The sequence below is a fragment of the Brucella intermedia LMG 3301 genome (assembly GCF_000182645.1).
GTDB lineage: Bacteria > Pseudomonadota > Alphaproteobacteria > Rhizobiales > Rhizobiaceae > Brucella > Brucella intermedia.
This window is the reverse complement of the sequence record NZ_ACQA01000003.1, coordinates 78896-97886: the sequence shown is the minus strand read 5'-3', so window position 1 is coordinate 97886 and position 18991 is coordinate 78896. Positions and strand designations below refer to the sequence as shown.

Sequence of the window (18991 nt, the reverse complement as noted above, 5' to 3'; positions counted from 1 at the left end):
TCCTCCAAAGACATCGGACTTTCCGGTATCAATAAATCCCGAAGAAAGCCTCGACCGGACCTTTAAGGAGTGGAACCTTGAATCCGATTTCAAAAATGACGAAAAAGAAGAGGGAAACGGCAATACCGGCTGGCAATGAAGCCCACCACCTGTAGCGCCCCTGAAACATCATCGCTCCAGCGATGTAGAGGGCGGTGCCGATATAAAGGCCGAGAACCGTCGATATGGCAGCGAAGGCAACCAGCGGCACAGCGAAACCGAGAACCGGTTTCAGCCGGGAGAGCTCAACGAAGACTTCTCCGCTACCGCGATGTTTTACAAATGCCACAACGAGGTTAACCGCGCTTCCGAACAGGATAAGCAGGCCGATATAGAACGGAAAGTAACCCGCATCCGGCCCCATTTCCGTCCAGCCTGTGCCAGCCTGCTGCGCCCCGTAACAAACTGCGGCCCCCAGCGCGCCCGTGAGGAGAGCCACGCCCGCCTCAACGGAGAAGCGGGAAAATCCGCCGTCGCCATTTTCACTCATGTGATGAGCTCCTTCGATGGAAGATGCAGGCGCCAGCGGCACCTGCACAAATGCCCAAAACGTCAGTTGGCCAGCCAGCCTTCGCGCTTGAGCACCGCCGTTACCGCCGTTTCATCATTCTTGATAAAGGAGGAAAGGTCGTTTCCGCTCATATAGGCGGCAGATTGCGAACTATCCGCAAGGTACTTCGCCCATTCAGGTGTTTCGGAAACCTTTTTGAGTACCCCTGCATAGTAGTCGACGACTTCCTGATCGACACCGGCTGGCAGCCACACTGTGCGCGGCATCGAGTAATTTTCGATTGCGATCCCCGCTTCCATGCAGGTCGGAATGTCGCTCCATCCCATATCGCCAGCCATCTTTCCCTCCCCCTTGAGCTTTTCGCTCTTGAAGACACAAAGGGGCTTTACCATTCCGGCCTGCCATTGACCGAGATTTTCGCTCGGATTGTTGACATTGGCGGCGATGTGCTCCCCTGCGAGCTGGACGGCCGCTTCACCACCGCTTTTGAACGGAATGTAGCCGAGTTTCGAACCGGTGGCATCGTTGATCATGGATGTAAGAATCTGGTCAACGTCTTTGGACTGGCTTCCACCAACCTTCATACCCGCATCATCCTTCGCCTTGGCGATAAACTCTGCGGCGGTCTTGAAATCGGATTTTCCGCTGACCCAAAGGATGAACTCGTCTGCGGCAAGGGCTGAAACGGGTATCAAATCGTCCGATTTGTAAGGAACCTTGGCGCGCACCGGCAAAAGATAGGCGTTGTTGGTGCCGAAAGCGAGCTTATACGGATCACCCTTGTAACCAGCAGTATAGACAAAGCCTTCGGCTCCGCCCGCACTCCCCTTGTTCGTGACGACGATTGGCGCGCTCATCAGCTCATACTTGCCGATGATCGACTGAATTGTGCGCGCGAAAATATCAGTTCCCCCGCCCGGTCCGGCGGTTACGACAAATTCCACAGGACGCGTCGGCTCGAATGCGTGCACAGACGAGGCAACTACCGCCGCCCCTGCGGCGAGGCATGCAATGCGCAAAGACTTCTTCATGGTCTATCCTCCCAGTTAAACGGCATGGGCCCTCCCCCCATGCCGATAGCATCAAAATGTCAGCAATCAGGCAGCGCTCGGAAGCGCTTTGGCTCTTTTCGCCATCCGTGCGGCAAGCAGGATCGCTTCGCGCGTAGCTCCCACATCCGCAATCCCCTTCCCGGCAATATCATAGGCTGTGCCGTGGGCAGGCGTGCAAAGCGGAAATGGCAATCCGCCCATCATCGTCACGCCCTTGTCGAAGCCCATAAGCTTCATCGCAATCTGCCCCTGGTCGTGATACATTGTCAGTACCGCCTGGAAGCCATCCTTGAGGGCACGCAGGAACACCGTGTCCGCCGGAAAGGGCCCATCCACATCGAACCCCTTGGCCTCGGCAGCCTTTACCGCCGGCTCAATGATGTCGATTTCTTCCATCCCAAAGCTGCCTCCGTCACCGGCATGCGGATTGAGCCCGGCTACTGCAATCTTCGGGTTGTCATATCCCGCCTTTTTCAGGCAGGCCCAAGCCAGTTCGAGCTCAGCCAGAATTCCTTCGACAGTCAGGGTCGAGGCTACGTCCTTGAGCGGAATATGCGACGTTACGCGCGCATTCCAAACCTTCTCCAGAACGTTGAATTCCCGCACCTTGCCCGTGAAGTTCAGCACATCGGCAACAAAGCGGATTTCGTCGTCGTAGCCTGGATATGCAAACCGCATGGCCTGCTTGTTGAAAGGCGTGAAGCAAACGGCCTGCGCGTGACCTGCCTCGGCAAACTTCAATGCGGTGCGAAAGTTGTGGGTCGCGAAAGTTCCTCCAACCAATGTGGCCTCGCCACGCACGACATCCTTCGGATCGAGATTCTCCAGGTCGACGAAGACATGCTTGCCCACCGGCATGCCAGGCGCATTTTCGATATTGGCATCCTGCAGATCAAGTTCGACACCCGCGACGCGCGCGCCTTCATTTAGAATACGACGATCCCCGAAAACGATGAGATGCGCTTCTTTGTTGACATCCGGCAGGGCCAGAAGACGTGCCGTCAGCTCGGGACTGATACCGGCTGGATCCCCCATTGCAAGCGCAATCACGCTCGGTTCAGCGCCAGTGGCAGTCATTAGCATCCTCCTCGTCTGCATTCTGTATGCAGCATGCATATGTCAGTCTTAGTGGAGGCGCAAGCATTTTGTATTCTGTATGCAGCATTTTTTATTGACGGTTGAGAGCGGGCCAGCCATCTTCGCGTCAGACGGTGAGATGGGATTCGAGCTCACTCTTTGAGAAAAAAGGTCGATGGACGAAATTCAGAAAACCGAGCAGTCCGATAACGGCTCACAGGCGTTCCGCCGCACTGCTTTGCACGATATGCTCGTCAACCATCTGCGCGATATGATCATCGAAGGGCAGCTGGAACCGGGCACCCGCCTGCATGAAGGTCAGCTTGGCGAACAGCTGGGGGTATCGCGGACGCCACTGCGTGAGGCGATCAAGTATCTGGCCAGCGAAGGTCTAGTGGAACTAGTTCCAAGCCGCGGCGCCGTTGTGAAACGGTTCAGTGCGACCGATGTAAAGGACATGCTTACAGTCCTGCGCGCCTTGGAAGAGCTTGCTGGAAAACTTGCCTGCGAACTGGCAACCGACCGGGAAATCGGAGAGGTTCGAGCACTGCATGATGAAATGATCGAGCGTTACAAACACTCTGACCGCCTGCAATATTACAAGCTCAACCAGCAGATACATCTGGCCATTGTCCGTCTTGCCAGAAATCCAACGCTCGCGGATATTCACCAGATGCTGCAGACGCGGTTGAAGCGCATCCGCTTTGTGGGGCATGAGGGCGCGGAGAAATGGGCCGCAGCCGTCTCCGAGCATGAAGAAATGATCACGGCTCTCGAAGCCCGCAATGCGGAACGGCTCTCCGAGGTTCTGGGGCGCCATTTGACGAAAGCGTGGGAGCGCGTCCGCGATACGATGTAGAATGAACAGGCGGCCCGCTATCATCCAGATCACTGTTTGATCGAAAACATCAGATGAAGTCTACCTCAATCCAATCAGTTCGCGTTATAGATGAGGTTGGAAACTTTTGCTTATCTGATGCATCGGTGCAGACTATGGAACTGAAATGGCTTGAAGATTTCGTCAGTCTTGCAGAGCACAGGAGCTATTCCCGCGCGGCAGGTGACCGCAATATTACACAGTCCGCCCTCAGCAAACGCATCAAGCAACTGGAGGACTGGATTGGTCTACCCCTAATCGATCGTTCTTCGAATCCTATTGGCTTGACGAAGGCGGGAGAATGTTTTCTTCCGCGAGCACACGATGCTCTTGAAATGCTGCTTACCGCCCGTAAGACCGTCAGCGATGGTTACAGCGCATCGTGGGAAATCATCTCTTTTGCTACACTCAATACGCTGTCACTCACGTTCTTTCCGCACTGGATGGCGCAGATTGAAGCCGCCGGCGTGTCATTCCGCGCTCGTTTTGCCGATCCGCATTCATCATTCGTCGGAAATATTTCCACGCTTGTCAGCGGACATTGCGACTTCTTTCTGACTTATGCGCATCCGGCAGTTCCGCAGATGGATGATCTCAGTGGTTATCCGTTTCTGGCGCTTGGCACCGAAAGGGTCATCCCCGTCTCCGCTCCTGCCCCGAATGGACAAGCCCTTCATAGCCTTAAGGAAAAGTCGTTGCCGATCGACTTTCTCAGCTATCGTGGCAACTCGTTCTTTTCTCTCGCATTGCCCTGGCTGTTTGAGAAACATGGGTTCGAATTGAACACGGTTTATGAAAACGGAATGTCTGTTGCGCTCAAGGCAATGGCGGTTTCCGGACATGGTGTTGCATGGATACCGGAAAGCCTTGTCGATGATGAACTCAAGCGTGGCGTGCTGGTCCGCGCCGGTGAAACCGACACCGATCTGTTGATTGATATCCGCGTTTACCGAACACCCCAATTCAGGAACAAGCAGGCCGAACTCCTCTGGCGCCGTGCCTCGCAACTGGTTGCCCAGAAAAATGGCCACGACGCCGGAAGTCCTGCGTCCGGTTAAAACATCAGAGCCAGGGGAAAAGCGCTGCAATAGTTTTCAGGTTCTCTTTGTCGTCCAGATCGCCCAGATCCCTATAGATCCGATCGGCGGCAGGAATTGTCGCGCAACAATCGAGGAATTTTCGCGCACGGTCATCGACGCTGAACGGTTGCTGCAGGGTACCAACGGCGAAGCTGCGAGCCCCTTGCAATACACAACCGTTTTTCAGTGTAACAGTTACGACGTGCGGCAGTTTTTCCGCGGATGCCCGTTCTTCTTCTCCTGAATAGCTGCGCATGGTAATAGCATTGATCAGTGGATCATGTCGGAAAGTATCCACGGCCTCTGGGGTGAAATCTGCGAGAGTCAGGTATCCCTGCCGCAGAGCGCGTGCGACGCAATATTGCATGGAGAAGCGTGCCTGCATCTGGTCGACCGGCTGCGTGTAGGCAAGGTTGCGATAGTTCGCGATCCCAACCAATGTATTCACAGCCCAGATATCCTCGGCATCAAATTCGTGCTCTCCCTTAAGATCAAGCAATGCATCAACGGTCATATGGGTGGACCCACAGCAAGGATGCCGTTTCGGCATGACACCGACCGTTTCAATGACATGCGGCTTATCGGAGAGGATGGCTTCGATATTCCAGCCGAGACGTGGATCCCCTGCAAATAGCTCACGAATGCCCTGCTCACCTTCCAAAATATCGTGCCGTGCCTGCATTCCGGCTTTTGCGAGCAACGCGGCCTCAACCGCATTACGCGCGGCCATACCCGCATGAAACGGCTTGATCAGCGTACCAAACTGGCCCTTGGTACCGGATGCAAAACTGGCAGCGATGGTTATCGCCTGTGCCGTCGCCGTAACATCGAGACCAAGCATATGGGCAGTCGCGACAGCCGTCCCGATGCTCCCCACAGTGGATGTCCCATGCCAGCCAGCTGTGTAATGTGCCTGTCCCAAGCCCTCGCCCACCAGCGCCTGTGCCTGCAGCCCGGCCAGATAGGCGTCAATCAAGCGACGCCCCGTTGTTTTATCCAAATCGGCCAGCGCCACGATGGCGGGGACGATCACTGCCGAAGCATGGCTCATGCCGGGCAGGAAATTATCATCAAAATCCAGTGCATGCGCTGCCGTACCGTTGACCAGTGCAGCAAACATCGGGCTGCCTGTCCCTCCCGTAACCGACAAGGCAGTTCCACCGGCGCTGAACTCTGCAAAGGCTTTAGCAACGCTTTTGGTGCTGTCGTCGCCGCGACCGGCCACCATGCAGGCCAACGTATCCAATATGGCGTCGCATGCCAGTTTTCGTGCATCGATGCTTATAATCGGCTTTGCACAAGCTAAAGCTATCGCGAGCGCGACCGTCATCTCCTCCCGCTGCATGACGTTACCCCTGAAAAGCATCAAGAATGAGTTTCAGGAGACGCCCGAACTTGTGCCGGTTCAGCTGCCGGCCAGCAACATCGGTATCCACTCGATGCACAATCACCATGTCGAGCGCGGGCAATACGATACAGAAGTGACCGCCCGCACCGAAGCCTGCATAGCTGCCTTTCGGTGTAACCACACCGGGGAAGAAGACGCCGTCACGCTCCAGCCACCACATATAGCCATAGGCCCCGCGGGCACCGGCATGAGAATAAGGCATCACACACTCCTGCGCCCAGCCTTCAGGTAGAACGAATGCACCATTCCAGCGACCATTGCGCAGATAAAGCTGGCCGAAGCGAGCTAGATCACGTGTGGACAGACGGAACGGGTAAGCGGCATGCTGGCTTTCCGTAAATCGATCATGCCAACCATCCGGTTTTTCGCCGTCCAACCTGAAATCCTCAAGCCCGAGCGGTTTAGCGATACGTTCATCGAAAGCCTGATGCACGGTCTTGCCCGTAAGCTGTTCGAAAATAGTTCCAAGCGCATTGAAATCCCAGTTGTTATAACACCAGAAGGTTCCTGGCGCATGGGAGTGGCGCTTTTCCTTGATCATCCGCATCCAGGGCGTCTCGTAGCCCGCAGGATGATAGATGCCCGAACGCGCGGTCAGGAGATCATAAACCGTTGCCTGCTTCTCGACTTCGCTCAAGCCTTCATTGTCGTCAATGCCCAGCTGCTCCAGCGTTAGGCTAAGATCGATGGTTCCATCGGCCACATCCTGCCCCATCAGTGCGGCAAGGATACTCTTGCGAATGGAGTGGCAGAGATATTTGTGTGTGATGTCGCCATAGGTGTAGACGATCTTGTTACCTTGAACGACCATCAACGCGTCGGTTTCCTGTTGATCCGCGCAAGAACCAACAGCACGAAGTCCAGCCACCGACCAACCCGCTGCAGCAGGATTCTGCAAGCGTTCCCATTCCGGTCCAGGATTGGCTACCGAATGATAGTTCATATTCGTACTTCCCTAGCTTAATTATGTGCGACAGCTTCCACGCTAGCCTGCAGAAATTCCTGCGTGTATTTGGCCTTGGCGCGTGAGTGACGAAGATCGTCCGCCGTCAGTTCTTCCAGAATGATACCCTTATGCATGACCCCGACGCGCTGGCAGATATGCGCCACCACAGCGAGATCGTGCGAAACCATCAGGTAGGTGAGATTGCGTTCCCGGCGCAGCACTTTGAGCAGATTGAGAATTTCCGCCTGCACCGAAACATCGAGCGCAGATGTCGGTTCATCGAGAAGCAGTACATCCGGCTCGATGATAAGCGCACGCGCTATCGCGACGCGCTGGCGTTGACCGCCAGACAGTTCATGCGGATAGCGATAGAGAAAGCTTGGACCGAGACCGACCGCTTGCAATACGTCACGAATGCGCTCGTCCCTGTGATCCATGCCGTGAATAGCAAGCGATTCCGCCAGCACCTTGTGTACCTGCTTGCGCGGGTGCAGTGAGGCATAGGGGTCTTGGAAGACCATCTGAACACGACGGAAAAACGCTTTATCGCGCTCGCAGCCCATTCTTTGTCCGTCAAAGAAAAAGTCTCCTTGATAGTGCGGAATGAGACCTGCGAGAGCGCGCAGGATTGTGGACTTGCCACAACCAGATTCGCCGATCAGCCCATAGGCTTCGCCGCGCTCGATATGAAATTGCGCCTTCCTGACAACTGTGGCGCGCTTGCGTCCTTTGCCAAAACTGATGGAAAGGTTCGAAACATTCACGAATGGAGAGTTGGCTGCATGTGTCATGAAACTCCTCCAACCAACGTCGGCTCGGTTAGCCAGCTCTTCTCCCGTTCCGGCACCTTCAGCATATCGACCGGCTGGTCCAGCCGAGGAAGGCTCGCCAGCAGCGCCTGTGTATAGGGGTGACGCGCCTTGTGCAGTTCCTTGGCTGGCAGATCTTCCATGATGCGCCCCGCATACATGACCAATACCCGGTCACAGAAATCCGCCACCAGATTGAGATCATGGCTGATAAACATCAGCCCGGTACCTGAACGGCTTACCAGTTCATCGAGAACTGTCAAAACCTGGCGCCGCACCGTCACGTCGAGCGCTGAAGTCGGCTCGTCCGCAATGATCATGTCCGGTTCGGGGATCAACATCATCGCGATCATCACACGCTGCCCCATACCGCCGGAGATCTCGTGCGGGAACAGACGCATGACACGTTCAGGATCGCGAATGTGCACGGCCTCCAGCATAGCAATCGTCTTTTGTCGCGCCTCTGTCGATTTCGCTCGATGGTGTAACCGATAGGCTTCCATAATCTGATCACCGATACGGATCAGCGGATTGAGTGAATATTTTGGGTCCTGGAGGATCATTGAAATGCGGTTGCCACGCACGCTGCGCATCTGGCGTTCGCTAGCCGACAGCAGGTCGATCTCGCCAAAACGGAGGCTCTTGGCGCGAATTTGGGCCATCTTTGGCGTCAGTTTGAGAATCGAGCGCCCGGTCATCGATTTGCCGGAGCCGGATTCGCCCACAATGCCAACCTTTTCGCGACCAATGGAAAAACTGATACCACGAACGACATCGATGTTGCGGTCAGCACCCGGAAAAGACACCCAAAGATCGTCAACTTCAAGCAACGGTTCTGTCATGGATCTTATCCGTTTCTGGGGTCTAGCACATCGCGCAAACCATCACCGAAAAGGTTGAAGGCGAGGCTGGCGAGCAGGATTGCGGTGCCGGGAACGGCGGCAAGCCACCACGAGGTCATCATGAATTCCCGCCCACTGGAGAGCATCGCGCCCCATTCAGGGCTTGGCGGCTGCGCACCAAGGCCGAGAAAGCCAAGACCAGCGGCTGTGAGAATGATCGAAGACATGTTGAGTGTGATGCGGATCACCACCGAGGGAATGCACATTGGCACGACGTGCTTAGCGATCACCCGCATGGTAGAAGCCCCCTGCAGACGTATCGCGGCGACGTAATCGGACGAGCGAATGGTCAGTGTTTCGGCACGGGCAAGGCGCGCTATCGGTGGCCAGGCGGCGAGCGAGATGGCGATAACCGCATTTTCAATGCCTGGCCCAAGTGCCGCAGCGAAGGCTAGCGCCAGTACCAGACTGGGAAAGGCAAGGAAGATGTCGACTATGCGCATCAGTGCCGTATCGACCCAGCCGCCCATATAGCCGGCGGTGGTGCCGACGACGAGACCTATGGGTGCCGCAATGATGGCAGTCAGCGTCACGATGTAAAGCGTGATGCGCGAACCATAGACGAGCCGGCTGAAAATATCGCGACCCAGTTCGTCCGTGCCAAAGAAGTGCTCCCAGGACGGTGGTTGAAGGCGATTCGCGAGATTGTTGGCTCCGATATCGTGCGTGGCGATCAAAGGTGCAAAAATGGCGATCAACACCAAAAGCACGATTACTGCTAGGCCGAAGACGGCGGATGTGTTGGCCAACAGCTTGAACCAGGAACGGCGCAACTGCTGAATATTGGCCTGAAAGGCAGAAGTAGGTACGGAGGCGGTCAGCCAGGCCCGCAGGGAACCGGAAGTTGGCGATGTGCTGTTGTGCGTGTCCATCGGCAATTTCCTATCGTGTGCGGGGATCGAAAACGCGATACAGGAGATCGCTGATCAGGTTGATACCGACGAACAGAATGCCGACAATAAGAGTACAGCCGACAACCGCGTTCATGTCGCCTGCCAGAAGCGCATTGGTGAGGTAACGCCCGAAGCCTGGCCATGCGAACACGGTCTCGGTCAGCACCGCCCCTTCCAGCAGGAAGGCATAAGACAGCGCCACGACTGTAACGACCTGAACCGCGACATTCGAAATGCGTGGCCCCAGACCGTGCGCGCCCAGGACAATCCCTTGACGCGCGCAGTGATGATATATTCCTGATTGAGCTGCTCGATCATGAAGCCGCGCGTCATGCGGCTGATGTAAGCCATTGAGCCAAACGCGAGTATCAGGGCTGGCATGATGATATGGCTTACGGCGTTCCAAAATGCATCCCACTGCCCCTGCATTGCACTATCCACAAGCAGGAAACCGGTCGTCGGCTCGACGGAGTATTCGTAGATGAAATCTATCCGTCCCGGACCACCGATCCAACCTAGCGTGGCGTAGAAGATCAGCAGCGCCATCAAGCCGAGCCAGAAGTTTGGCGTTGAATAGCCGAGCAGACTGACCATGCGAACGGCATGGTCAAGCGGCGAATTGCGATACATGGCTGAGAAGACACCAAGCGGAATGCCAAGCGCGGTACCAATGACGATTGCCACAGTCGCCAGTTCGATGGTGGCGGGGAAGACGCGCGCAATATCTTCCAGTACCGGGCGGCCGGAAGTCAACGCATTGCCGAAATCGAACATCAGCGCATTCTTGAGGTATAGGCCGTATTGCACGATCAATGGCTGATCAAGACCCAGCTTACGATACATCGTGTCATAGGCTTCCTGAGAAACATTGTCCCCCAGCATGGCGATGACCGGATCGAGTGGCAAAAGGCGGCTGATGAAAAAGGTCAGCGTGATCAGTCCCAGAAGCGTAATCACCACTGAAACAATCAGGCGCGCTGTGGCGGCGAGGTACTGAAGCACCGGACCGGCTTCCCTGTCGCGGTCGGCCTCCTCGACGTCTTCCATGATTTCGTGCATCGTCATCTGAAAACTCCCGAAAGAGAGAAACGGGACACCAGGCCGGGATCACATTGCGAACCACAAGCGGCCATACGGACATCCATCAAATCGAAGTAGACGCCCGGCGACTGCCAGGAAGTCGCCGGTAACGCCATTCGCCTTACTTTGCGGCCAGATCGTAATAGACGCGGAAGCCGTTCCAGCTCCAATTCTTCATGGCCTTGTTGACGCCCGCAACATTGTAGATTTGGAAGATGAAGGCGTGGGGGCCCTTCTCCATCATCTCTCTCTGCAGATCGATATACATCTGCTTGCGCTTGGCCTCGTCCTTCTCGAACAAGGCTGCGTCGACCTTTTTGTTGACGGCCTCGTTGAAATAGCTCGCACGCCAACTCGGATACATGGTCTGCTTGGCTTCAGCCCGGTTGTCGGGATTGAAAATCTGGCGCGAAGCATTGCCATGCGCATCCGGCACGGTGGTCTGCCAGCCCATCAGCGAGGTTTGGAACTCGCGGCCCCGGATACGGCTGAACAATTGCGCATTGGCCATGCGCTCAATCTTGATTTTTACACCCACCTTGGCGGCTGCGTCCTGAATGCTCTGAGCAATCGGAGCTGCATAAGGCGCGGTACTGATAAACATCGTCGTTTCGAAGCCCTTCTCGTAACCGGCTTCCTTCAGCAGTTCGCGGGCCTTTTCAACGTCAAGTTTGAAGGGCTGACCTTCCTTCTCATCCAGCGCGCCGAAGGCACCGAGCTGCACGAAGCTCGCACGCGGCACGCCAACATTGTTGATTACCGTCTTGCCGAGACCTTCGTAGTCAATGAGATAGCGCATCGCGAGGCGCACCTTCTCGTTGGCAAAGATCGGATCGGCATTGTTGAAGTTCCAGTAGAATAGCGAGGGCTTCAACGAGCGTGAGGCGGTCACCTTGTCCTGGGTTTCGAGATCGCGCAGGTCCTCTGGCGTCAGATCACGAGCAATGTCGATGTCACCTTTTTCAAGCAGCAGCCGTTGAGTTCCCGCTTCCGAAACATGGCGGATCAATACCTGCTTGAGCTTCGGTGCTTCTCCCCAGTAATTATCGGTCGCCTGAAGTATTACCACTTCCGCGGGGTTCCATCGCATCAGCTTGTAGGGGCCAACGCATTCCGACCGAGTGGCCAGGTATTTGTTGCCCATGTCATTATCGACCTGGTTTTCCATCAACACTTTCTGATTAAGAAGGCTGGCTACCCGGTTGGCTGCAATCGCTGCCAGGATGAGGTTGACCGGATAGGGCTTGTCGAGCTTGAAAACCACCGTATTGTCGTCCGGTGCCGAGATGGTCTGGTCCACATTCTCCTTGGTGAAACCGTATTCCGTCAGCGTCGCGGCATTACCGAAACCGAGCTTGACCGCGCGCTGGAGCGACCATGCCATATCGCCTGCCGTCGCCCTGTCGCCATTGTCGAACTTCAGATCATCGCGCATGTGGAACGTGATCTGCAGGCCGTCCTGTGAGACATCCCAGCTCTTGGCGAGTTGTGGCACGATCTTGGTTTCGTCAGCCGGATCAAAATCCACCATCGGGTCACAGATATTCTGGATGATCTCGTTGGTAGCGGCCTCGCCGATCTGCGCGGGATCAAAAGTGCTGATAGCGTCGATGTTCCATGCCATGACAAGCGCATTCGGCGGTGAGGCGGCTTCAGCCGTGAACAGCGCAGCGCCCATACCGGTGGCAAGCGCAAGTGCTGTCGTGCAACGCAGGATGGATGTCTTCTGTCTTTGCATTGTTGTCCCCTTTTTATGGTTGGGCATTTTCAAATGTGCTGCGCGCGGACGCGCAGCACCAAGTGCAATCATTCAGCCGTTTAATCTGCCGGACGCGGCTGAAGTGGTGGATTGACTTCAGGTGGGATCGGGCAAGTGTAGGGTGTCTTTGCCGTGCGGGCCTTGTGATCAGCTTTGGCGTCGCTCAGGATTTTCTCGTTCTGAAGAACATCTAGCGCCGTGCCCGCCATCACCTTGGCGGCATAGACCATGCCCTTATGCGCGGCCGGCATTTTGCCTTGAGCGGTGATCTGCCACGAATGACCGGGCGAACCGATCGCATGCGTTGCCACGCGCGCCTGAACGGTTGGCACGACCCAGCTCACATCACCCAGATCAGTGGAACCGATCATCGGCACACCTTTCTGCTCGCGCGGCAAGACGTAGTCGCAAAGCGGTTCATTTTCCGCCAGCGGTTGGCCAACGCGTAGATAATCAGTTTCTATGTCTTCCTTCGACAAGGTTGCCTGAATCTTGGCGGCAAACGCACGGTCCGCATCATCGAACGGCACACCACCCAGGCGCTCCATGTTCGAATGCATCGCGATTTCGAGCGGCGTGTTGCCCAGGAGGTTCGAGACAGCGCTCATGATGGAAATGTCGACGGTCGTCTCCGTCATCATCGCAGCGCCTTGGGCAACCTTCTTCACCCGTTCATTGAGGGCGAACATGCCCGGCAGGTCGGTAGCACGAATGGCATAGCGCACCTTGGCCTTGGCCTGCACGACATTTGGCGCGATACCGCCCGCATTGAGATAGGCATAGTGAAGACGGCAATCAGAAGGGATGTGTTCTCGCAGATAATTGCAGCCGACACTCATCAACTCCACCGCATCCAGAGCCGAACGCCCCAGATGCGGTGCCGCGGCGGCATGGGAGGCTCGTCCGGTGAATTCGAAATCCATGCGCGTATTGGCGAGCGACTGTGCGTCATCCACCTGTGTGAACGAAGCCGGATGCCAGCAGATGGCAATGTCGACATCGTCGAAAGCGCCGGCGCGCGCCATGAACGACTTGGCCGCGCCGCCTTCTTCTGCTGGGCAACCGTAATAGCGTACACGGCCTTTCTTGCCGGTCTGTTCCAACCAGTCCTTGACCGCCGTCGCGGCCAAAATGGCAGCGGACCCCAGAAGATTGTGGCCGCAGCCGTGGCCATGTCCCGTGCCAGGGATCGGGCGGGGTTCCGCAATACCGGCTTCCTGGCTGAGGCCAGGAAGAGCATCGTATTCCCCCAAGATTGCGATGACTGGCCCGCCCTCGCCGGCCTCGCCCATCACGGCGGTGGGAATGCCAGCCACGTTCTCGGTGATACGGAACCCCTGTTCCTTCAGCATTTCAGTATGCTCGGCACAGGACCTATATTCGGTATAAGCGATCTCCGGCATGCCCCAGACTCGATCACTCAAGGCTTCAAAATCAGCCTTCTTCGCGTCCACAAGATCCCAGATCTCTTCACCATTCTTCACGGCGTATTCTCCCCACATTACTTCTAAAGATTCTCGTCGATGAAACGGGCAAGCGCGCCAAAAACACGACGGCGATTTTCAATGCGTGCAAAGCCATGGCCTTCATGCGGAACGCGCAGATATTCGACAGGTTTGCCGAGACCGCGGAGGCACGAATAGACCATTTCGCTCTCGCATGGCGTGACGCGCGGGTCCTCCAGGCCGTGCGCGATCATCAATGGCGCGGCGATGTTGCCGATCCGATTGATGGGTGAGAACCGCTCCAGTTGATCCCGCATGGTTTCGGCATCGCCATATTCGATTGCACGCAATTCCTTGCGCCAAGGTCCCGTGGTCTGCAGCAGGGTGAGGAAATTCGCGATCCCGTAATATTCGACGCCCAGCTTCCACAAATCTGGATATTCCGTCATGGCTGATAGGACCATGAACCCGCCATAGGAACGGCCGAACACACCGATACGGCTCTCGTCCACATCATCGCGTGCCCCGATCTCCATGCGCACCGCCCAGAGATCGGCTACGCTGTCCATACGCAGCTCACGGTCATCGAGGTGCTGATAGGCGCGGCCATAGCCAGTGCTGCCGCGAATATTGGGCGCGATGACCATGATGCCCCGCGCCAGCATATACTGGATGTCAGCCCGGAAGTCCGGCTTCCACTGGGCTTCGGGGCCACCATGTACGATGATCATCACCGGATAACCATCAGGGCCGGCTGCACGTTCCGGCTTGTAGACGAAATAAGGGATTTCCAGACCATCGAAACTTGCGACGCTCGTTACCGTGGGTTCCACAAAGGCTGGCAGTTTCACCTTAGCCTTCGGCACGTCCGTCAGGCGCGTGAAAACACCGCTTTCAACATCGCAGCGCCAGATATCGCCCGACATCGTGGCGCCTTCCACTGGCATGATCAGCGACGTGCCGTCAGGCGCCCACGCCATCGAAGCGACGACCGCTGCAACCGGCATCTCTAGCTGTTTCCGTACGACTCCGTCACGGCCGATCAGAACCACATCGTTCCAGCCCTGACGGTTCACGACGAGTGCTATCGCGTTCTGGTCAGGTGAGATTGCGAGCGCTTCGACATCTCGCCCTTCGAAAGCGGCAAGTTCTGTCAGCGTTGCCACACCGTGCGGCTTGACCATAACCGAGAGATACTCACGTTCCTGATCGGCAATCAAGAGAATGCCGGAACCGTCCTTGAAGAATTTCGGAGCCTGATAGCGCGCCCGGCCCTCATGTGGCAGGATGTTCTCATAAGCGCCTGTTTCGAGATCGAGACGGCAAAAATCCTGATCCGTCATGGCACGCTGGCAATCATTGACCAGAAGCGACTTGCCATCGGGCGCAAAGGCGGCGGGCGTGCGCCAGCCGGCACCTTTGTAGACACATTTGGTCTCGCCCGTGGCAACGGTCATCACATAAATGTCCATATGCGAACGGTCGCGATAATTGGCGCCATAGGCGATCTGCGTTCCATCCGGCGACCAGCAGCCCCAGGCGTGCACCACCGTCGTATCAGTGGTGAGGAGACGCGGTTCTCCTTCGGCGTTTTCGATCAGCCACAGCTGGTGACGCTCATCACCACCCCAGTCGGTGGTTATGAGCAGATCACGGCTCTTCGGATTGAATGCAAGATTGCCGACCGGTTCTGGTAGGTTGGTAATCTGGCGTGGCCTGCCGCCCGCGAGCGGGCGCGCCCAGACCTGCGCCGTGCCGCTTTCATCGCTAAGATAAACCAGAAGCTCACCATCCGGCGAGACGGCTGGCTTTACTGCCTTGCAGATATCGATGTAGTGCGTCATCGAAAGCGATGTCTCGGCGGTTCTTGTATCGAACATCGAACTGTCCTCAATTCCAGGCATTGCAGTGTGGGCTTAGGTCAATTGTCTCGCCAGCCGGGCTGATGCGGCTGTCAGTGCATCTGCCATCGGGCCGATTGTCGACTGATGATTGGCAAGCGTGACGATGGTGAAATTCGCTTCCGGCCAGGCTTCCTTGAGTTTCCACGCCGTCATCATCGGAGTGACAGTATCGTAGCGCGCCTGCACAATTTCAGCGGGAAGGTGTCGGATACGATCGATGTTATCGAGGAGATAATTGTCTGGAAGAAAAGCCCGGTTGACGCAATAATGGGTAAAAATGCGTGATACAGACAAAGCCGCTTCCGGCTTCAAAAGTTTGGAAACATGGTCCGTGTTCGGTTCGAAAGTTTGTGTACGTGCCGAAAATCCTCGCAGGCTCTTGGCGGCTTCCTGTTCTTGTAGCGGGTTTCCAGAGGTTAGCCGCTTATAATAAGCGGTAAGTAGATCGCTGCGTTCGCTTGCCGGCACGAATTCGGCAAATTTCTGCCAGTGGTCTGGAAAAATAGCCCGACAGCCATAGAACCACCAATCGACATCTTCCTGCCCGCCGAGAAATATGCCGTGCAGCCGAAAGCCGAGGCAACGCTGCGGGTATGCCAGGCCATAGGCAAGCGCAAGACAGGATCCCCAGGACCCCCCCGCCACGAGCCAGCGCTCGATATCGAGCTTTTCACGCAGGGTTTCCATATCCATGATCAGATGCTGTGTGGTGTTTTCAGCAATTTCAGCGGCAGGGGTGGAACGACCCGCACCACGCTGATCAAAGGTGATGACGCGATAGGTATCAAGATCAAAACTGGCTACCTGCCTGGCTGACACGCCTGCACCAGGACCGCCGTGCAGAAAGACCGCTGGGATGCCTTTCGGATTACCATATTCCAAAACGGAAAGCTCATGCAGATCGCTGACCGGCAAGCGGAACTGCTGCGTCGGTTGCGCAGCACTTACCGCATCACTGGCGCCGCTTTGAGGCGCCATATCATTGAATAGCTGCGCCTTTTCGTCAGAAGGGTAATTCCTCCCCTCCGGAACGCACTTGGCTTCCGTCATTTATTTCCCCATTTTTTTGCGCTCGTTTGAAAGGCGCGCCAGTCTTAGTTGCCCGAAGCTAATCTCTCTCTTTTTCAAAAGCTTAAAGAAAAGCTGAGGAGCATCCTCCCTTGACTGTCAATTTTGTTGTTTGAAATTTATAGGCAGCAAATTTAGGCTTTGGCCAATGCAATTTTAGACTTGCCATTCCAATTTGGAATAGGTTGCCATGCGCGGTCATATCGTTGATAGGCTTATCCCGCCGGGGCTCGAATAATACTGATCCGTTAGTGTGTTGAAGCTGACGTTGCCAGCATCTTCAGAAAGAGATTTAAGGCGTATGGAATAGTCCCTTACGATATAAACAACCGTTTCAAGACAACAGAACTTGCAAAACCCCAGCAAGCTCTGCAATCTCAGCGAGCTATTCAATCCAGGCCATAAATGCCGGTATGAATCTCACCATCTGTACCGCACCATGCGCGATACATGCCCGGACTGTTGAACGGCAGACTGACATTGCCTTTACGGTCTACCGCAACCAGACCACCAGAACCGCCGATTTCACCAAGTTCACGGACAACGGTGCCGGCTGCTTCGTCGAGTGATTGCCCTGCCCAGCGCATCCGTGCATCAATTTCATGGCCCACCGCCCAGCGGATGAAATATTCTCCGTGACCCGTGGCGGAAAGCGCAACCGTCTGATCGTCCGCCCAGGTTCCCGCGCCGATGACCGGGCTGTCGCCAACGCGTCCCGGCGTCTTCGCAGTCATACCACCCGTGGAGGTAGCAGCAGCCAGATGTCCGAAGCTATCCAGTGCGACAGCGCCTACCGTGCCATGCTTGCGGGCTGGATCGCCATCGTCGGCTGCGCCGCTGCGACGACGTTCCATTTCGTCATGCAATGCCTTGCGGCGTTGTTCTGTCGAAAACCATTCGGGAGCCATCATTTCCAGGCCCGCCGCTTCGCAAAAACGCTTTGCTCCTTCACCCGCCAAAAATACGTGTTCGGTCTTTTCCATGACCGCACGTGCCGCAAGAACAGGATTGCGCGGGCCGCAAATTCCAGAAATTGCTCCACAAGCGCGCGTAGCGCCATCCATGATGGCTGCATCCATCTCGTGCGTTTCGTCTGCGGTGAAAACAGCTCCTCGCCCGGCGTTAAAAAGCGGATTTTCTTCCAGAGCCATTACAGATGCCGTCACAGCATCGAGAGCTTTGCCGCCCTTACGTAAGACGTCCAGTCCAGCCCGCAGGCATTCACGCAATCCGGCATGATAGGCCGCTTCCTTCTCTGGCGTCATATTGGCCTTGAGAATGGTTCCAGCGCCGCCATGCAACGCAATTACGGGGACGAATTTGGACATTTTATCTCACTGTTAAAGAGGGTGTCTAAGTCGGAGACAGGTTGCAGAGCCTAACGATCTATCGAAAAGTATCCGCCCGTTTCGACTGGTTCGTTTCGCTTTGGGTGTTTTCAAGTTCCTTCGGAAGAGGCAAGCTCGAGCAGCGCAGATGCATCTCACGAACGAACAATTTTCTGCGCTTCTCGTCGTTCTCTTTTATGGCTGCCGCAATGCCGAGCCCGTAGGGACCGATAAGCAGGCCTGGAGCCAAATCGGAAGCCTTCGTTTCTCTCGCCTCATAGTTCACAGCCTCAGCACGAATTTCTTCGCACTGCGGCGACTGCCATTTGGGGTCCTGAGATGAGAGGGTGGCTGCATAATTCTGCGGCGATGTCGTGCACCCCGCCGCTGCCAGTGAAAGCAGGCAAACGACCCCTATCCCTGAATGTTTGATTACCATTTCGATCCATTTCCGTGCGCGATGAGTTTCAACGACGATGCGAACGCTCTAATCCGAAACATGGCCATTTCCTGCGAGTATTGCATCCGCAGCCAACCCGCCTGCCATGCGATAATCGTCCGACCACTCTTCATCATCAAACACGCAGAGCGCAATCGTCGCGCATCGCTGCCTTTCCCGGAGGATGGCAAGCGCGATTGCGTCAACAGGTGCTATTCTTTCGTTGGCCTCTGAGACTTCGAGCCACAAATTTCTGGCCGCATCTACAATGTCACGGGGAAATTCCATGCCCTCTGCCTTTTAACGTGGTCCAATGCGGAGCAATTTCGGCTCTTCGAATCACAAGCTCGTACTTGCCGTTCCTATATCGTTTCA

Annotated in this window: 17 protein-coding genes and 1 pseudogene; 2 read left to right on the top strand and 16 right to left on the bottom strand. The window is 55.9% G+C overall.

What is annotated here, in order from left to right; genetic code table 11:
- Positions 1 to 28: 28 nt before the first annotated feature.
- The 3 genes from OINT_RS21905 to OINT_RS21895 form a co-directional block, all read right to left on the bottom strand.
- Entirely contained in the window at positions 29 to 529 is a 501-nt protein-coding gene (locus OINT_RS21905) for a tripartite tricarboxylate transporter TctB family protein (protein WP_006472098.1), read from the bottom strand.
- A 62-nt stretch (positions 530 to 591) separates the two neighbouring features.
- Positions 592 to 1581: a tripartite tricarboxylate transporter substrate binding protein gene (locus OINT_RS21900; RefSeq protein WP_006470129.1), complete on the bottom strand. Its 990-nt coding sequence runs from the start codon at positions 1579 to 1581 to the stop codon at positions 592 to 594.
- A gap of 66 nt (positions 1582 to 1647) precedes the next feature.
- Positions 1648 to 2679 carry a 4-hydroxythreonine-4-phosphate dehydrogenase PdxA gene (locus tag OINT_RS21895; RefSeq protein ID WP_006472100.1) on the bottom strand — a complete coding sequence of 344 codons (1032 nt, stop codon included), beginning with the start codon at positions 2677 to 2679 and terminating at the stop codon, positions 1648 to 1650.
- Between the two features lie 175 nt (positions 2680 to 2854).
- Between OINT_RS21895 and OINT_RS21890 the strand changes: the two genes are divergently transcribed.
- The gene (locus OINT_RS21890; protein ID WP_006470127.1) at positions 2855 to 3538 is read left to right on the top strand and encodes a GntR family transcriptional regulator; all 684 of its coding nucleotides are present in this window, start codon (positions 2855 to 2857) and stop codon (positions 3536 to 3538) included.
- A 53-nt stretch (positions 3539 to 3591) separates the two neighbouring features.
- Positions 3592 to 4614: a LysR family transcriptional regulator gene (locus OINT_RS21885; RefSeq protein ID WP_006470126.1), complete on the top strand. Its 1023-nt coding sequence runs from the start codon at positions 3592 to 3594 to the stop codon at positions 4612 to 4614.
- Positions 4615 to 4618: 4 nt separating this feature from the next.
- Here the strand turns inward: OINT_RS21885 and OINT_RS21880 are convergent, their stop codons facing one another.
- The 13 genes and pseudogenes from OINT_RS21880 to OINT_RS21820 all read right to left on the bottom strand — a co-directional run bounded on the left by OINT_RS21880 (position 4619) and on the right by OINT_RS21820 (position 18904).
- The gene (locus OINT_RS21880; protein WP_085979589.1) at positions 4619 to 5980 is read right to left on the bottom strand and encodes an MmgE/PrpD family protein; all 1362 of its coding nucleotides are present in this window, start codon (positions 5978 to 5980) and stop codon (positions 4619 to 4621) included.
- 4 nt (positions 5981 to 5984) lie between these two features.
- Positions 5985 to 6986, bottom strand: coding sequence for a serine hydrolase domain-containing protein (locus OINT_RS21875; protein ID WP_006470124.1), 1002 nt, complete (start codon positions 6984 to 6986; stop codon positions 5985 to 5987).
- A 17-nt stretch (positions 6987 to 7003) separates the two neighbouring features.
- Entirely contained in the window at positions 7004 to 7780 is a 777-nt protein-coding gene (locus tag OINT_RS21870; RefSeq protein WP_006470123.1) for an ABC transporter ATP-binding protein, read from the bottom strand.
- Positions 7777 to 8640 (bottom strand): ABC transporter ATP-binding protein, encoded by an 864-nt coding sequence (locus OINT_RS21865; protein ID WP_006470122.1) that lies wholly within the window; start codon positions 8638 to 8640, stop codon positions 7777 to 7779. The genes OINT_RS21870 and OINT_RS21865 overlap by 4 nt, the downstream gene beginning before the upstream one ends.
- A 5-nt stretch (positions 8641 to 8645) precedes the next feature.
- Positions 8646 to 9572: a nickel transporter permease gene (gene nikC, locus OINT_RS21860; RefSeq protein WP_085979588.1), complete on the bottom strand. Its 927-nt coding sequence runs from the start codon at positions 9570 to 9572 to the stop codon at positions 8646 to 8648.
- A gap of 10 nt (positions 9573 to 9582) precedes the next feature.
- Positions 9583 to 10658, bottom strand: a pseudogene (locus OINT_RS21855) (ABC transporter permease).
- A gap of 136 nt (positions 10659 to 10794) precedes the next feature.
- The gene (locus OINT_RS21850) at positions 10795 to 12411 is read right to left on the bottom strand and encodes an ABC transporter substrate-binding protein (RefSeq protein ID WP_039853591.1); all 1617 of its coding nucleotides are present in this window, start codon (positions 12409 to 12411) and stop codon (positions 10795 to 10797) included.
- 80 nt (positions 12412 to 12491) lie between these two features.
- A complete protein-coding gene (locus OINT_RS21845; protein ID WP_006472104.1) occupies positions 12492 to 13916 on the bottom strand; it encodes a M20 family metallopeptidase in 1425 nt (474 codons plus the stop codon).
- 23 nt (positions 13917 to 13939) lie between these two features.
- On the bottom strand, positions 13940 to 15757 hold the full coding sequence (locus OINT_RS21840; RefSeq protein WP_006472105.1) for a S9 family peptidase: 1818 nt from the start codon (positions 15755 to 15757) through the stop codon (positions 13940 to 13942).
- Between the two features lie 36 nt (positions 15758 to 15793).
- Positions 15794 to 16831, bottom strand: coding sequence for a prolyl aminopeptidase (pip, locus tag OINT_RS21835; RefSeq protein WP_006470116.1), 1038 nt, complete (start codon positions 16829 to 16831; stop codon positions 15794 to 15796).
- Positions 16832 to 17238: 407 nt separating this feature from the next.
- Positions 17239 to 18177, bottom strand: coding sequence for an isoaspartyl peptidase/L-asparaginase family protein (locus OINT_RS21830; RefSeq protein WP_006470115.1), 939 nt, complete (start codon positions 18175 to 18177; stop codon positions 17239 to 17241).
- 58 nt (positions 18178 to 18235) lie between these two features.
- On the bottom strand, positions 18236 to 18616 hold the full coding sequence (locus OINT_RS21825; protein WP_006470114.1) for a hypothetical protein: 381 nt from the start codon (positions 18614 to 18616) through the stop codon (positions 18236 to 18238).
- A gap of 48 nt (positions 18617 to 18664) precedes the next feature.
- Entirely contained in the window at positions 18665 to 18904 is a 240-nt protein-coding gene (locus tag OINT_RS21820) for a hypothetical protein (RefSeq protein ID WP_006470113.1), read from the bottom strand.
- Positions 18905 to 18991: the final 87 nt, after the last annotated feature.

Excerpts from the sequence above, each read along its gene's own strand:
- OINT_RS21905 (WP_006472098.1), bottom strand. The coding sequence starts at position 529 with ATGAGTGAAAATGGCGACGGCGGATTTTCCCGCTTCTCCGTTGAGGCG.
- OINT_RS21900 (WP_006470129.1), bottom strand. The coding sequence starts at position 1,581 with ATGAAGAAGTCTTTGCGCATTGCATGCCTCGCCGCAGGGGCGGCGGTA.
- OINT_RS21895 (WP_006472100.1), bottom strand. The coding sequence starts at position 2,679 with ATGACTGCCACTGGCGCTGAACCGAGCGTGATTGCGCTTGCAATGGGG.
- OINT_RS21890 (WP_006470127.1), top strand. The coding sequence starts at position 2,855 with ATGGACGAAATTCAGAAAACCGAGCAGTCCGATAACGGCTCACAGGCG.
- OINT_RS21885 (WP_006470126.1), top strand. The coding sequence starts at position 3,592 with ATGAAGTCTACCTCAATCCAATCAGTTCGCGTTATAGATGAGGTTGGA.
- OINT_RS21880 (WP_085979589.1), bottom strand. The coding sequence starts at position 5,980 with ATGCAGCGGGAGGAGATGACGGTCGCGCTCGCGATAGCTTTAGCTTGT.
- OINT_RS21875 (WP_006470124.1), bottom strand. The coding sequence starts at position 6,986 with ATGAACTATCATTCGGTAGCCAATCCTGGACCGGAATGGGAACGCTTG.
- OINT_RS21870 (WP_006470123.1), bottom strand. The coding sequence starts at position 7,780 with ATGACACATGCAGCCAACTCTCCATTCGTGAATGTTTCGAACCTTTCC.
- OINT_RS21865 (WP_006470122.1), bottom strand. The coding sequence starts at position 8,640 with ATGACAGAACCGTTGCTTGAAGTTGACGATCTTTGGGTGTCTTTTCCG.
- nikC (WP_085979588.1), bottom strand. The coding sequence starts at position 9,572 with ATGGACACGCACAACAGCACATCGCCAACTTCCGGTTCCCTGCGGGCC.
- OINT_RS21850 (WP_039853591.1), bottom strand. The coding sequence starts at position 12,411 with ATGCAAAGACAGAAGACATCCATCCTGCGTTGCACGACAGCACTTGCG.
- OINT_RS21840 (WP_006472105.1), bottom strand. The coding sequence starts at position 15,757 with ATGTTCGATACAAGAACCGCCGAGACATCGCTTTCGATGACGCACTAC.
- pip (WP_006470116.1), bottom strand. The coding sequence starts at position 16,831 with ATGACGGAAGCCAAGTGCGTTCCGGAGGGGAGGAATTACCCTTCTGAC.
- OINT_RS21830 (WP_006470115.1), bottom strand. The coding sequence starts at position 18,177 with ATGTCCAAATTCGTCCCCGTAATTGCGTTGCATGGCGGCGCTGGAACC.
- OINT_RS21825 (WP_006470114.1), bottom strand. The coding sequence starts at position 18,616 with ATGGTAATCAAACATTCAGGGATAGGGGTCGTTTGCCTGCTTTCACTG.
- OINT_RS21820 (WP_006470113.1), bottom strand. The coding sequence starts at position 18,904 with ATGGAATTTCCCCGTGACATTGTAGATGCGGCCAGAAATTTGTGGCTC.